The sequence below is a fragment of the Streptomyces sp. SM11 genome (assembly GCF_002910905.1).
Taxonomy (GTDB): Bacteria; Actinomycetota; Actinomycetes; order Streptomycetales; family Streptomycetaceae; genus Streptomyces.
In genome coordinates this window covers 1-13723 of record NZ_NEUE01000127.1, presented here as the reverse complement: position 1 = coordinate 13723, position 13723 = coordinate 1, and the positions used below count along the sequence as shown (strand labels likewise).

Genomic DNA, 13723 nt, shown 5'->3' with positions numbered 1-13723 from the left:
GGGGCGGCCGTCCGCCGGGACTGCGTCCACACGGAGAAGCCGACGACGGCCAGCGTCAGCAGCGCGGCGAAGGCCAGCATGCTCCGGTTGTGCAGCATCGACAGGAACAGCCCGCAGCCGATCAGCGCCAGGAGCAGCGCCACCAGGGATGCCCCGTCGACCCGCCCCGACAGCAGCTTGCGTGCCTCGTTCTCCTCGTCGCCGTCCGCGGGCAGCAGCAGCCAGGCGAAGCCGTAGAAGATCAGACCGATGCCGCCGGTCACCGACAGCACACCGAGCACGATCCGGAAGATCACCGGGTCCACGTCGCAGTACCGGCCGAGTCCGCCGCACACCCCGGCGACGACCTTCTGTCGCGGGGTGCGCCGCAGCATCGGCTTCGGCGCTTCGGGGGGCGCGACGCCGTGAGCGGCGTCCGAGGGAGCGGTCATGCCTCCATGGTGACGGGCCGGACCGCCCGCCGGGACCCGCGCCGACCCTGGCCGGTCCCTGATATTGCCCGCGTACGTCCCTGAAGGGCCGGGCGCGGCTGGGCGGGTCTGCCCTGCCGCGCCCGTCGCCCGGGGCGGGGCGCCACTCACCCCGGGGAAGGCTCCCGGGAGGAGAACACGGCCGGCGGTCGCGCCGCGTGCTCGTGCACGACGCGCGCGTCGTGCCACCTGCGGGCGAACGAGGCCAGGTAACAGCCGGCGCTGAACAGGAGGATCAGCAGGCTGACGCCGAGGAGGACCAGGCCGAGCGGGCCCAGATCGGACAGGGTGCGTGTCACGCCCATGTAGTCGCTCCGGAGGTGTAGGAGCGCCACAGGGAGGTGCCCATCCAGTAGGTGCGGATGAACTGGAAGACCAGCTCCGGCAGGAGCAGCGCGCATACCAGCATCGCCTTCCAGCCCAGCGGGATGACCCGGGCCGCCGAGAACACCGACCAGGCGAGCAGGAGCAGCAGCCAGAGCGGGTCCCCGGCGGGCTGCCCCTGCACGACGGACTGGGCGGCCCACACGGCGACCCAGCCGAGGCTGTAGGCGAAGCCGAGCAGGCCGAGTACGTACTGGACGATGGACAGTCGCGTGTGCCGGGTCCAGCCGCGCTGCCGCATGATGTCCAGCGTTCCGCGTACCCAGCGCTCCCGTTGGCGCACCAGGTCGCCGAGAGCCGGCATCAGGTCGGTGTAGGCGACGCAGTACTGGTTGGCGGTCACCCGCCAGCCCGCTTCCTTCAGCGACAGCGTTGTCTCGTAGTCCTCCACCAGGTTGCCGCTGTGCTGCCAGAAGACCTCGCCGCGGGCGTCGATGAGTTGCTGAAGGGCGGCCGTGCCGTAGAAGGAACCGGCGCCGGCCATGGTGTGCACGTCGGTCCGGGAGCGCGTATGGGCATACCTCCCGTACTCGATGATCTGCATGCCGGCGAGGTAGCGCTGCCATGTGTTCTGCCACAGACCGCTGCGGCCGTAGCAGGTCGCGCTCACCCCGCCCAGGTTCGGATCGGATTCCATGACCATCCGTGCCCGTTGGACGAATCGCGGATGCAGAGAGGTGTCCGCGTCCATGACGAGGACGTAGCGTGCCGCGCCGGTGAGGTCTCCGCACTGTTCGGCGAGGCCGGCGAGGGCATGGTTGAGGGCCCCCGCCTTCTTGTGGGGATTGTCGGGCAGACACAGCACCCGGGTCTGCGGAACGCCGGGTCGGCCGGCGAACTCGCGGGTGATCCGCTCCGTGCCGTCCGTCGAGTTGTTCACCACGACGAGGATCAGGTCGGGGCGGTGGGTCTGGGCGGCCAGGGACTCAAGAGAGCTGAGTACTCCAGCTTCCTCGTTCCGGGCCGGGATCACGACGACAGTGTCGTGGAGTGGTTCGCGATGTGCTTTCGGCAACACCTTGTCCACTGCTGGGGTTGGCGTCGGCCTGGCGGCTTCGGTGCCATGGGGAAGTGCTTCCTCGGAATCGAGCAGGGCTGACCCTGTCAATGCCATAAGGGTTCTCCAGTCGAGCGCGGATTGATATGTCCAGCACACGGCACTGTGTACCTGGTTCACCTGGCAGCGGCCATGATCACACATCTACCAACATTGGTATGGACCTGTCTCGGTGTACGGATCGCGAAGAGGTGGCGAACTCTGGGTCTGTCGTTTCGTGCAGTTGCGTTGGCAACGCATGAGGAGCGAGTTCCGGCCACTTCGTCAGCCACGCTTCTGGGAGAAACCACCCGATCTCGACTGGGCGTGCCTTATGTGTATTTGGCGGAGCGTCAGAGAGGTGAACGGTGTTCGGTGAGCGAGCTCACATCCGGCTCCGGGGCGCCGTCGTACCGGACCGTCGCCGAGGTGCCACCCCGCGTCGGGCCGCATCGGAGAAGCGCCACCACCAGGCCGTACGCGGGGACAGCGTCAGGGTCACTTCGGGGGCCGACCCTGATGACGCCCGCACTCGCGCGTGTGACGATCGGGGTATGCCAGCCGCCACCGCCCGAGCCGCCAGCTCCCTCGCCGTCGACCCGGAGGAGCCGCCGCTGCGCAAGCTCTACCGCAGTGCCGACGGCAGGCTGCTCGGCGGCGTCGCGCGCGGGCTCGCCGGACACCTCGGGCTGCCCGTCGCCTGGGTGCGGTTCCTCTTCCTCGGACTGTTCTTCACCGACGGTCTCGGCGCGGTGCTCTACGCGGTTTTCTGGATCGTCGTCCCGCTCGGCGTCGGCGGCGTCGACGCCCCCCGCTCGGTGTTCGAGACCGCGGCGGACGGCCGCCGCAAGCTCCGTAAACCGGACAAGGGCCAGGTCTTCGCGCTGGTCGCCCTGACCGTCGGGGCCGTCGCGTTCGTCGTCAACGTCGACATGGGCAGCGAGGCCGACCGCTACATCTGGCCCACCCTCCTGATCGGCGCCGGCTCCGTCCTGGTGTGGCGGCAGGCGGACAACGCCCGCCGCGCCCGCTGGATGGAGACCGGCAGCCACCGCAAGCTGCTGCACCTGGCCCGCGGCCTCGCCGGAGTGGCCCTCGTCGGCCTCGGCCTCGCCGTGTTCCTGGTGGTGCGCGGCTCGGCCGCCCAGCTCGGCAACGTCCTCACCGCGGCCATCGCCGTACTCACCGGCATCGCCCTGCTCGCCGGCCCCTACCTGGTGCGGATGACGCAGGACCTCTCCGAGGAGCGCCTGATGCGCATCCGCGCCCAGGAGCGGGCCGAGGTCGCCGCCCATGTCCACGACTCCGTGCTGCACACCCTCACCCTGATCCAGCGCAACGCGGACGACGGCGGCGAGGTCAGACGCCTCGCCCGTGCCCAGGAACGCGAGCTGCGCAACTGGCTGTACAACCCCGAGGGCACCGGCAAGGACGAGGCCGACGAGCCGGAGACCCTGGCCGAGGCCGTCAAACGGGCCGCCGCCGAGGTCGAGGACAAGCACGGCGTCCCCCTGGAGGTCGTCGTGGTCGGCGACTGCCCCCTCGACGACAAGCTGACCGCACAGATGCAGGCCGCGCGCGAGGCGATGGTCAACGCCGCCAAGTACGGTGGCGAGGGCGGCGCCGTCCAGGTCTTCGCGGAGGTCGAGGGCACTACGGTCTTCGTGTCCGTACGGGACCGGGGTCCGGGATTCGACCTGGACGAGGTTCCCGGGGACCGCATGGGCGTACGAGAATCAATCATCGGCCGGATGCAGCGCAACGGCGGCAGCGCCCGGCTGCGTTCGGTGCCCGGCGGGGGCACCGAGGTCGAGCTGGAGATGGAAAGGGCGAGCGAATGACCGAGAACACCGAAGCCACCGGGGGCCCGGAGCGACGGGTACGGGTCGTGCTCGTCGACGACCACCGGATGTTCCGCACCGGGGTGCAGGCCGAGATCGGCCGCACCGAGGAGACCGGCGTCGAGGTGGTCGGCGAGGCCGCCGACGTCGACCAGGCGGTCACCGTCATCACCGCGACCCGCCCCGAGGTCGTCCTCCTCGACGTGCACCTCCCGGGCGGCGGCGGCGTCGAGGTGCTCCGCCGCTGTGCCCCCATGATGGGCACGGCGGAGAACCCGGTCCGCTTCCTCGCGCTGTCCGTCTCGGACGCCGCGGAGGACGTCATCGGCGTCATCCGGGGCGGTGCGCGCGGCTATGTCACCAAGACGATCACCGGCACCGACCTGGTGAACTCGGTCTTCCGGGTCCAGGAGGGCGACGCGGTCTTCTCGCCGCGCCTGGCCGGCTTCGTCCTGGACGCCTTCGCCTCCACGGACGCGCCGCCGGTCGACGAGGACCTGGACCGCCTCACCCAGCGCGAGCGCGAGGTGCTGCGGCTGATCGCGCGCGGTTACGCGTACAAGGAGATCGCCAAGCAGCTGTTCATCTCGGTGAAGACGGTGGAGTCGCACGTCTCGGCGGTGCTCAGGAAGCTCCAGCTCTCCAACCGGCACGAGCTGACCCGGTGGGCGACGGCGCGACGGCTGGTCTGAGGCCGTCGCTCAACCGTTGGCCGGGTCGAGCGAGATGTTGACCTTCTCGCCGATCCGGCGGTAGCCGATGCCCGCGTAGATCCTCTCGACGTCGGCGTCGCCCGGCTCCAGCCAGACGGTCCGGCAGCCCTGGCCGAGGGCCCGTTCCGTCAGCCAGGCGGAGAGCGCGGCCCCGACGCCCCGGCGCCGGAACGGGGCGGCGACCGCGAGACCGGCCAGCTCGCTCAGGCCGTCGACCGCGACCGAGCAGCCACCCGCACCGGCCGGCGAGCCGTCGAGGACCGCCAGTGCGGCGACCCCGTCGCCGGTGGCCGCCGCGCGCAGCCAGTCGGTCGCTCCCGGCTCGGGTTCGCCCTCGCCGTCGAAGCCCTGGTGCTGGACCCGGGCGGCGTCGGTGAACTCCGCTTCGGTGCCGGGCACGGCGATCCGGAGGCCGTCGACCCGCTTCGGCGGCCGGAGGTCCTCGCGGCCGCAGGCGAGCAGCGGTGCACGGTTCTCCACGGTGAAACCGGAGGCCAGCAGAGCCGGTTCGACGGCCGGGGCCCAGGCGGGCAGGAACTCCAGGCGGGGGAGCCGTTCGCGCTGCCGGAACGCGTCGACCAGGGCCGCCACATCGTCCGCCGTGGGTTCCGCCGCCCGGTCGGGGACGGCGTAGTTGGCGTACTTCAGCTCCCAGCCGGGGTTGTGCCGGACGGTGAACGGGCCCACCCGGTAGTGGTCGGGAGACCGCAGCGTGAGTGTGCGGGCGTAGTCCTGGACGGCGTTCGCCATCGTCATACGGGAGTTCCTTCGGCGGGAGATCGGGACCGGCGCGACGGACTATGCCACCCGGGTCGCTCCGGCGAAAGGCATTTCATCGATGGGCGCGATGCGGACCGGCGCTCCCGGGCGCGGGGCGTGGATCATCCGGCCGCCGCCGATGTAGAGGCCGACATGGCTGATCCCGGAGTAGAAGAACACCAGGTCACCGGGGGTCAGTTCGGAGCGGGCGACCCGGGATCCGGCGTTGATCTGGGTGTAGGTGGTGCGGGGCAGGCTCACGCCGGCCGCCTTCCAGGCCGCCTGGGTCAGGCCCGAGCAGTCGAAGGCGTTCGGGCCGGTCGCACCCCAGACGTACGGCTTGCCGATCGCGCCGTGCGCGAAGGCGATGGCCTGTGCGGCGCGGGAGTTCGGGGCCGCGACCGGGCCGCTCCGGACGGTGGAGCGGTCGGCGTGGGCCGGGCCGCCGCCGTGCCGGGCGTCGGCGGAGCGTTCGTGGGCGGCGCGCTCGTCGGCGGTCAGGGTGTCCAGCAGCCTGCGGGCTTCGGCCAGCTTGGTGCGGATCGCGGCGCGGTGTTCGCGCAGTTCGGAGCGGCGTGCGGCGAGGCGTGCGGTCTCCCGGTCGGCGCGGTCCTTGACGCGGGTGATCTGGGAGACCTGCCGCTTGATGTTCCGCAGCAGGCCGCTCTGCCGGTCGCCCGCCCGGTCGAGGTAGGAGGCGCGCTGCAGATAGGCGTCGGGGTCGGAGGTGAGCGCCAGTTGCAGGGCCGGGGCGAGGGTGCCGCTGCGGTACTGCGCGGTGGCCAGCGAACCCAGCGCGTGCCGGGCGGTGTTGAGGCGGTCGGTGCGGCGGGCGGTCTCGTCGGTCAGGGCCTCGACGGTGCGGGTGGCGGCGGCCGCCTTCTCCTTCGCCCCGTTGTACTTCTCGGTGGCCACCTCGGCGTCGTGGTACAGCCGGTCGACCTTCGCCCTGACCTGGTCGGCGGTGGGGGCCGGTTCGGCGGGGGCCGCGCCCGCCCCGGTGACCGAGCCGGCGGTGGCGGCGCCGGCGAGCGCCAGGGTGGCGGCGGTGCGGGCAGCGGGGCCGGTGAACGGGCGCTGTCCGGGTTTTCGGTGAGCTGACCTGCGGTGCGCTGCCACGGGGGCGGCATCCTTCCTGCCGGCTGCCCGCCGGGGGATACCGGCGGGTCCGTGAAGGACGCTAATCCGGGCGGGGGGAAAAGGGTCACCATGACAACTATTGCCCTGATGTGACGTTTCGCCGGTCGCATCTGATAGGTAATAGCCGGTCATTGCAGGGCATTTCTTTCAACGCCGAGGAAAGCGAGCCAGGAAGGCTTGCCTCACTGCGCAGGGAAGCACCGGCCATGGCTAGGCTCCGGAGTCATGGACGTACTCATCAATGTCGTCGTCGCCCTGCACGTCATCGGCATCGCCTCCCTGCTGGGTGGCTTCCTGACGCAGATGAAGGCCATGGGGGAGGGCACCGCCCGCTTCGGTCCGGCCATGCTCCACGGCGCACTGACCATGCTGGTCACCGGTGTCGCCCTGGTCGGCCTCAACCAGGCCGACGACCAGACCGTGAACAACGTCAAGATCGGCGTCAAGCTGGCGCTGCTGGTCGTGATCCTCGCCCTGGTCTACGTCAAGCGGGACGACGAGAAGGTCGACAAGGGCGCGTTCGCGGCGGTCGGCGGGCTGACGGTCGCCAACATCTTCATCGCCACGGTCTGGACCTGAGGCGTTCCGGGAGCGGCCGCCGAAGAGCCGCCCCCGGCCCCGAACCGCCGCTCCTGCCGCTACGCCGGGCGTATGCTCCCGTAGATCGGCATGTAGTAGATCGATTCCTCACGCACGTTCGCACCCGGCTTCGGGGCGTGGATCATCATCCCGTCGCCCTTGTAGATGCCGACGTGGCTGATGTCGTCGTAGAAGAAGACCAGGTCTCCCGGCTGGAGGTCGGAGGTGGCGACCCGGGGCCCGGCCTTCACCTGGTCCCAGGTCGTCCGGGGCAGATCCACACCCGCCTCCCGCCAGGCCGCCTGCGTCAGCCCCGAGCAGTCGTAGCTGGCCGGGCCCGAGGCACCCCATACGTACGGCTTCCCGATCTGGGCGCGGGCGAAGTCCAGCACCTTCTCCGCCTTGGCGGCGTAACCGGTGCCGGTGCCGGAGCCAGACCCCGTGCCCGTACCGGATCCGGAGCCCGCTCCCGAACCGCCGCCGGACTCCTTCGCGGCCTCCTCGCGGGCCTTCTCCTCCGCCTCGGCCTTCTCCTTCGCCTCGGCGGCCTGCCGGGCCGCCAGCTTCGCCGCCTTCTCCTTCGCCTCGGCCTCCTTCTCGCGCTCCAGCTCCGCCAGTCGCGCCTTCTCCTCGGCGGTCAGCCGGGACAGCAGGTCGCGGGCCTCGGTGAGCTTGTTCTGCACGTTCTTCTTGCTGGAGGCGAGCGTGGTCTGCGTCTCGGTGAGGGTCTCCAGGCTCTTCACCGCCTCCGCGCGCTTCTTCGCCGCCGACGCCTGCTGCGTACGGAGATCGGCGACGGCCCTCTGCTGCCGCTCCGTCGCCCGGTCCATGAGCCGGCTCTGGTCGAAGTACCCCTGTGGGTCGTCCGCCAGGAAGAACGTCGCCGCGGGCGCGATGCCACCGCTGCGGTACTGGGCCGCCGCGTAGGAGCCCAGCGCCCGGCGCGCCTCGTTGATCTTCCCGGTCCGCTTCGCCACGTCGGAGAGCAGCGTGTCGACCTTCTTCTGCTGGGACGCGGAGGCGGACCTGGCCCGGTTGTACTCCTGGGTCGCGGTGCCCGCCTGCCGGTACAGGGCGTCGACCTTCTTCCGGACTTCCTCGATGGCGGGCTTCGGCTCCGCGGGCGCGGCCGTGGCGCTCTGCGTGGAGAGCAGCGTCACGGAGGCCAGCGCGGCCGTCGTCAGCCCGACGGCAGGGGGAGTGGTGCGCACCTTCGTGCGCGGCTTGCGATGCGATGCCAAGACCGGCATCTCCTTCCGTGGACCGCCTACCGGGTTAGCTGTCGGGTTCGGACGGAACGGAAGGCTGTCCTACAGTCCGGATGCGAGGGCACGGACCGATTCACCCCGGTTCTGCGTATGGGTCCCCGGTTCCGGACTGCCAGGGCGGCAGGACGGATTCGGCGGAGGTGTCCGTCAGGCGCGGTTCGCCTCAGGGAGGTACGGATCACCTGACCGAGCACGCTAGCCAACCGGCCCCGCCGCTGGGAAGGACGATGAGCGATATGCCCGATACGTTTTCGTGACCCTTCCGGATCGGGGGCCCGGTGCCCCTTCCGGCCGGGCACTCGTTCACGGAACGTCGACGTCCGCTCTCCGTGCGTACCCGGTGCGGGCGGGTCGGCGGCCGTTCCGGGCTGCAGCCTTGACCGCTTCCGGGCTTCGGCGGAACGTTGTCAGTGCGGCCGCCTAGACTCGGGGGGCGATGAGCAGCCTCTTTGACGACAGTTTCCTGACCGGCCTCCAGCCCACGGAGGACGGCCCCCCGCCGCCCCCCGAGGACCACGCGCCCGAAGCGGTGCCGGAGGGACTCTTCGAGGGCGTCTACGACGCGCCCCCGCCGCCCCGGGACGGGTATTACCGGGACGGCCACCCCCGCCCGGTGATCGACTCCGCCGCGCTGCTCGACGGGCTGAACACCGAGCAGCGCGCCGCCGTCGTGCACGCCGGAACCCCGCTGCTCATCGTCGCCGGGGCCGGCTCGGGCAAGACCCGGGTCCTCACCCACCGCATCGCCCACCTGCTGGCCGAGCGCGGGACGCACCCCGGGCAGATCCTCGCGATCACCTTCACCAACAAGGCCGCGGGCGAGATGAAGGAGCGCGTCGAGCAGCTCGTCGGCCCGCGCGCCAACGCCATGTGGGTCATGACCTTCCACAGCGCGTGCGTGCGCATCCTGCGCCGCGAGTCGAAGAAGCTCGGCTTCACCTCGTCGTTCTCGATCTACGACGCCGCCGACTCCAAGCGCCTGATGGCCCTGGTCTGCCGCGACCTGGACCTGGACCCGAAGCAGTTTCCGCCGAAGTCCTTCACCGCCAAGGTCTCCAACCTCAAGAACGAGCTCATCGACGAGGAGACCTTCGCCGGGCAGGCCGCCGATGGCTTCGAGAAGACGCTCGCCCAGGCGTACGCGCTCTACCAGGCACGCCTGCGCGAGGCCAACGCCCTGGACTTCGACGACATCATCATGACGACGGTCCACCTGCTCCAGGCCTTCCCGGACGTCGCCGAGCACTACCGCCGCCGCTTCCGCCACGTCCTCGTCGACGAGTACCAGGACACCAACCACGCCCAGTACACCCTGGTACGGGAGCTGGTCGGCCCGGCCGGAGAGGCCGACGCCCCCGCCGAGCTGTGCGTGGTGGGTGACGCGGACCAGTCGATCTACGCCTTCCGGGGCGCGACCATCCGCAACATCCTCCAGTTCGAGGAGGACTACCCGAGCGCGACGACGATCATGCTGGAGCAGAACTACCGCTCCACGCAGACGATCCTCTCCGCCGCCAACGCCGTCATCGAGCGCAACGAGAGCCGCCGCCCCAAGAACCTCTGGACCAACGCCGGCTCCGGCGCCCGCATCACCGGCTATGTCGCGGACACCGAGCACGACGAGGCGCAGTTCGTCGCCGACGAGATCGACCGGCTCACCGACGCGGGCGACGCCAAGGCGGGCGACGTCGCCGTCTTCTACCGGACCAACGCCCAGTCCCGTGTCTTCGAAGAGATCTTCATTCGCGTCGGCCTGCCCTACAAGGTCGTCGGCGGGGTGCGCTTCTACGAGCGCAAGGAGGTCCGGGACGTCCTGGCCTACCTCCGGGTCCTCGCCAACCCCGAGGACACCGTCCCGCTGCGCCGCATCCTCAACGTCCCCAAGCGCGGCATCGGCGACCGCGCCGAAGCGATGATCGACGCGTTGTCGATGCGCGAGAAGATCTCCTTCCCGCAGGCGCTGCGCCGCGTGGACGAGGCGTACGGCATGGCCGCCCGCTCGTCCAACGCCGTCAAGCGCTTCAACACGCTGATGGAGGAGCTGCGCACGATCGTCGAGTCCGGCGCCGGGCCCGCCGTCGTGCTGGAAGCCGTCCTGGAGCGCACGGGCTATCTCGCCGAGCTCCAGGCCTCCACCGACCCGCAGGACGAGACCCGTATCGAGAACCTCCAGGAACTCGCCGCCGTCGCCCTCGAATTCGAGCAGGAGCGAAGCGAGACGGAGGGTGCGGGCACGCTCGCGGAGTTCCTGGAGAAGGTCGCGCTCGTCGCGGATTCCGACCAGATCCCCGACGAGGACGACGACGGCTCCGGCGTCATCACGCTGATGACCCTGCACACCGCGAAGGGCCTGGAGTTCCCGGTCGTCTTCCTCACCGGCATGGAGGACGGCGTCTTCCCGCACATGCGGGCCCTCGGCCAGACCAAGGAGCTGGAGGAGGAGCGCCGCCTCGCGTACGTCGGCATCACCCGCGCCCGCGAACGGCTCTATCTGACCCGGGCCGCGATGCGCAGCGCCTGGGGCCAGCCCTCGTACAACCCGCCCTCGCGGTTCCTGGAGGAGATCCCGGAACAGCACCTGGACTGGAAGCGCAAGGGCCCGATGGCCGCCCCCGCCGGACCCACCTCCGGCATCACGTCCTCGCTGTCCTCCTCCCGCTCCCGCACAGGATCCTCGGGCTTCGCGACCCGGCGCGGTACGGAGAAGCCGACGGTCACCCTGGTGGCCGGCGACCGGGTCACGCACGACCAGTTCGGGCTCGGCACGGTGACGGCCGTCGAGGGCTTCGGCGACCAGGCCAAGGCGACGGTCGACTTCGGCGACGAGCGCCCGAAGAAGCTGCTGCTGCGGTACGCGCCGGTCGAGAAGCTGTAGAAGGACGAGACGGACGAAGGCGGGAGGGAGGGCCTCGGCCCTCCCTCCCGCCTTCGTGCTTCCGTGCTTCTGTCTCAGGTCGGGTCGACGCCCTTGCTGCGCAGCCACGCCAGCGGGTCGATCGCCGAGCCGCCGTCGGGCCGGACCTCGAAGTGCAGGTGCGGACCGGTGGAGTTGCCCGAATTACCGGAGTACGCGATGACGTCCCCGGCCTTCACCGGGCCCGAGCGGATCTTGTTGCTGCTGAGGTGGCAGTACCAGGTCTCGGTGCCGTCGGCGGCGGTCACGATCGCCATGACCCCGTAGGCGCTGTTCAGCTGGGTGCGCACGGTGCCGTCGGTCGCGGCCATCACCGGAGTGCCGTACGAGACGGGGAAGTCGATGCCCGAGTGCACGGACATCCAGTTGATGCCCGCCTGGCCGTAGTAGGCGCTGAGCCCGTGCTGCTTGACCGGCAGGACGAACTTGGGTCGCAACGCCTCTCGGCGTGCGGCCTCCTCCTCGCGCTTCTTCTTCTCCGCCGCCTGGCGTTCCCGCAGGTCGATGCGCTCCTGGGTGCGGCTCGCGCGCTCACGGAAGTCGTCGCTGCCCTCGGAGAGCTGCTCCAGCTGGCTGTCGAGCCGGTTGTTCGCGGCGACCGGCTTGACCGTGCTGGGGTCGGCGACCGCCAGCGAGGTGGTCGTCTCGTCCTGCTTCTCCTCGCCGCCGGGCATCCCGCCGACCGAAGCCGCGGCGATACCCGCGACGCTCATCACGCAGGCGGAGGGCACCGCGACGGTCAGCAGGGCGGAGCGTTTGGCGGGGGCGCGCCGACGGGCCCGGCCGCGGGGGGCGGGGGGACGGACGGCGGTGCGGTTCACGGGGTGCGGGGCGGGGAAGCCGTCCGCGGCGTCCGGCTCCGGCGCGGCGTCCGGTGCGAGGACGGCGAACGCGGCGGTGGAGGACAGGCCGGCCTCCGGTTCCTCGGGCGTACCGTCCGGCTCGTCCGACGCCTCGGGGGCCGTCGCGTCGGCCGACTGCTGTTCGTACAGCGAGTGCGATGTCTGTTCGGGTTCGTACGCGGATTCCCCGGGCGTGGCGGCGGAGTTCCACGCGGTCGCGTCGTAGGCACCCGTGTCGTACGTACCTGTGCCGTATGTTCCCGTGCCATAGGCGCTGGTGGTGGCGTACGTTCCGGTGTCGTACGAACCGGTGTCGTACGAACCAGTGTCGTACGAACCGGTGTCGGCGGCGACGGCCGCCGTGTCGTACGCCCCGGTCGGATACGCCCCGGTCTCGTAGGCGTCCGCCCCGTGGACGCCGCCGGTTCCGTACGCGGTGCCGGCCGGGTACGTGCCGGTCTCGTAGGCATCCGTCCCGTACACCGCCGTGGCGTACGGGGTGTCCGTGTCGTAGGGGGCGGTCGCCCACTGGCCGGTCAGGTCCTGGTCGGTGACCTGCTGCCAGGCCCCGGAGGTGTCCCACTGCTGCGGGGCCTGCTCCTGGGCGGCGTAGCCGTCGTGGGCCAGGGTCTGCTGGGCGCCGGTCTGCTGGGCGCCGGTGTTCCACGTGGAGGAGTCGTACTGGCCGCTGTGGTTCGGCTGCCCGGTCGCGTACGCGGTGTCATGGCCGGCGCCGTAGGTGGTGTCGCCGTATCCGGCGGCGGGGTGACCCGCGTCGTAGCCGGTGTCGTGACCGCCCGGAAGTGATCCGAAGAGCGGGTCGGTGTCGAAGCTGCCGGTAGATCGGCCGTCGTACCCGACGTGCCCGGCGTGGGGGTGCTGGTCGTTCACCAACTTCTCTCTCGCCTCGGCAGCAGGACTGTTCTGGGTCCCTGTCAGGGGGGTCCCAGGGGGAAGCAGTGGCCGCGACTGTACCCGGCGGTATGTGAGGACGACAATCTTCGACAGGTTTTACGCTCGCAGGAAACGGGCAATCGGCCGCCTTTCGGTGGACGGCAGACGCAGCCTTGGCCCTACGTTCGAGTGATGTTCTATTTCAGGCCACGGAAGCCGCTCCGGCGGCGGACGCCGCGTCCTCCCCGGCCTCCGGTGTATCGAGAGCCTCACGGATCGCGGCGGCCACCATCGGATGCATGGGCAGCGCGAGGTGCCCTATCCCGGTGACGCGTACGTTCACCGCGTCGAGGTCGGGGTGATCGACGCACGCCGTTTCGATGGGAACCATCACCTGGTCCAACTCGCTCCAGAAGCTCACGAACCGGGTTCGGCAGCCGGGGGCGGGGGTGCGCAGTTCATCGATCACGGAGGATCCGCCGCGCATCTGCCGCACGATGGGGTGAACACCCGCCCCGGGGGCGACGGCGGTGCCCCCGTGCGGGGTCCCGAGCGTCACCAGGGTGCGCACCCGCCGGTCACCGCCGAGTCGCTGCACGTAGTACCGGGCGATCAGGCCGCCGAGGCTGTGCCCGACGATGTCGACCCGGCCGTGCCCGGTGCGCGCGCAGATCTCCTCCACATGCCGCCCGAGCAGTTCGGCGGCGGTGCGGATGTCGAGGGTCAGCGGGGAGTAGTTGAGGGACTCCAGGTGGCGGTGGCCGTGCCGGGTCAGCGCGCGGCGCAGGACGACGAACACGGAACGGTTGTCGATGAAGCCGTGCAGCAGCACGACGGGCGGCGCGGCGGCTGCCGCGACCGGCAGGGCGGTGGTCGGCGGGGC

Annotated in this window: 12 protein-coding genes and 1 riboswitch; of the genes, 4 read left to right on the top strand and 8 right to left on the bottom strand. The window is 70.8% G+C overall.

The window, feature by feature from the left end:
- The 3 genes from B9S58_RS09555 to B9S58_RS09545 all read right to left on the bottom strand — a co-directional run.
- Positions 1-431: PspC domain-containing protein (locus tag B9S58_RS09555; RefSeq protein ID WP_146063486.1), on the bottom strand; the 431-nt coding region annotated here is incomplete at its 3' end.
- Between the two features lie 146 nt (positions 432-577).
- Positions 578-775, bottom strand: coding sequence for a hypothetical protein (locus tag B9S58_RS09550; protein WP_103531684.1), 198 nt, complete (start codon positions 773-775; stop codon positions 578-580).
- Complete coding sequence (locus B9S58_RS09545; protein ID WP_181009247.1) at positions 766-1827, bottom strand: glycosyltransferase family 2 protein; 1062 nt, start codon at positions 1825-1827, stop codon at positions 766-768. Before B9S58_RS09545 ends, B9S58_RS09550 begins: the two co-directional genes overlap by 10 nt.
- 617 nt (positions 1828-2444) lie before the next feature.
- On the opposite strand from B9S58_RS09545, the gene B9S58_RS09540 reads away from it, so the two are divergent.
- Together B9S58_RS09540 and B9S58_RS09535 are read left to right on the top strand one after the other, a co-directional pair.
- The gene (locus B9S58_RS09540; protein ID WP_103531682.1) at positions 2445-3731 is read left to right on the top strand and encodes a PspC domain-containing protein; all 1287 of its coding nucleotides are present in this window, start codon (positions 2445-2447) and stop codon (positions 3729-3731) included.
- Positions 3728-4423: a response regulator transcription factor gene (locus tag B9S58_RS09535; RefSeq protein ID WP_007450924.1), complete on the top strand. Its 696-nt coding sequence runs from the start codon at positions 3728-3730 to the stop codon at positions 4421-4423. The genes B9S58_RS09540 and B9S58_RS09535 overlap by 4 nt, the downstream gene beginning before the upstream one ends.
- Positions 4424-4432: 9 nt before the next feature.
- On the opposite strand, the gene B9S58_RS09530 is transcribed toward B9S58_RS09535, so the two are convergent.
- A complete protein-coding gene (locus B9S58_RS09530; RefSeq protein ID WP_103531681.1) occupies positions 4433-5200 on the bottom strand; it encodes a GNAT family N-acetyltransferase in 768 nt (255 codons plus the stop codon).
- A gap of 42 nt (positions 5201-5242) precedes the next feature.
- Entirely contained in the window at positions 5243-6322 is a 1080-nt protein-coding gene (locus tag B9S58_RS09525; RefSeq protein WP_103531680.1) for a C40 family peptidase, read from the bottom strand.
- Positions 6323-6568: 246 nt separating this feature from the next.
- On the opposite strand from B9S58_RS09525, the gene B9S58_RS09520 reads away from it, so the two are divergent.
- The gene (locus tag B9S58_RS09520) at positions 6569-6922 is read left to right on the top strand and encodes a hypothetical protein (protein ID WP_103531679.1); all 354 of its coding nucleotides are present in this window, start codon (positions 6569-6571) and stop codon (positions 6920-6922) included.
- Positions 6923-6981: 59 nt separating this feature from the next.
- On the opposite strand, the gene B9S58_RS09515 is transcribed toward B9S58_RS09520, so the two are convergent.
- Positions 6982-8172 (bottom strand): NlpC/P60 family protein, encoded by a 1191-nt coding sequence (locus tag B9S58_RS09515; RefSeq protein ID WP_181009246.1) that lies wholly within the window; start codon positions 8170-8172, stop codon positions 6982-6984.
- Positions 8171-8337: riboswitch (cyclic di-AMP (ydaO/yuaA leader) on the bottom strand. Its footprint overlaps the gene before it by 2 nt.
- A gap of 289 nt (positions 8338-8626) precedes the next feature.
- On the opposite strand from B9S58_RS09515, the gene pcrA reads away from it, so the two are divergent.
- On the top strand, positions 8627-11065 hold the full coding sequence (gene pcrA, locus B9S58_RS09510) for a DNA helicase PcrA (protein WP_103531678.1): 2439 nt from the start codon (positions 8627-8629) through the stop codon (positions 11063-11065).
- Between the two features lie 74 nt (positions 11066-11139).
- Here pcrA and B9S58_RS09505 read toward each other — a convergent pair whose 3' ends face one another.
- Positions 11140-12837, bottom strand: a complete 1698-nt coding sequence (locus B9S58_RS09505) for a peptidoglycan DD-metalloendopeptidase family protein (RefSeq protein ID WP_103531677.1) — start codon at positions 12835-12837, stop codon at positions 11140-11142.
- A gap of 205 nt (positions 12838-13042) precedes the next feature.
- The coding region (locus B9S58_RS09500) for an alpha/beta fold hydrolase (RefSeq protein WP_103531676.1) at positions 13043-13723 on the bottom strand (681 nt) is incomplete at its 5' end.

Bases quoted from the DNA above. Each gene is read 5' to 3' on its own strand.
- B9S58_RS09550 (WP_103531684.1), bottom strand. From the start codon at position 775: ATGGGCGTGACACGCACCCTGTCCGATCTGGGCCCGCTCGGCCTGGTC.
- B9S58_RS09540 (WP_103531682.1), top strand. From the start codon at position 2,445: ATGCCAGCCGCCACCGCCCGAGCCGCCAGCTCCCTCGCCGTCGACCCG.
- B9S58_RS09535 (WP_007450924.1), top strand. From the start codon at position 3,728: ATGACCGAGAACACCGAAGCCACCGGGGGCCCGGAGCGACGGGTACGG.
- B9S58_RS09530 (WP_103531681.1), bottom strand. From the start codon at position 5,200: ATGACGATGGCGAACGCCGTCCAGGACTACGCCCGCACACTCACGCTG.
- B9S58_RS09520 (WP_103531679.1), top strand. From the start codon at position 6,569: ATGGACGTACTCATCAATGTCGTCGTCGCCCTGCACGTCATCGGCATC.
- B9S58_RS09515 (WP_181009246.1), bottom strand. From the start codon at position 8,172: ATGCCGGTCTTGGCATCGCATCGCAAGCCGCGCACGAAGGTGCGCACC.
- pcrA (WP_103531678.1), top strand. From the start codon at position 8,627: ATGAGCAGCCTCTTTGACGACAGTTTCCTGACCGGCCTCCAGCCCACG.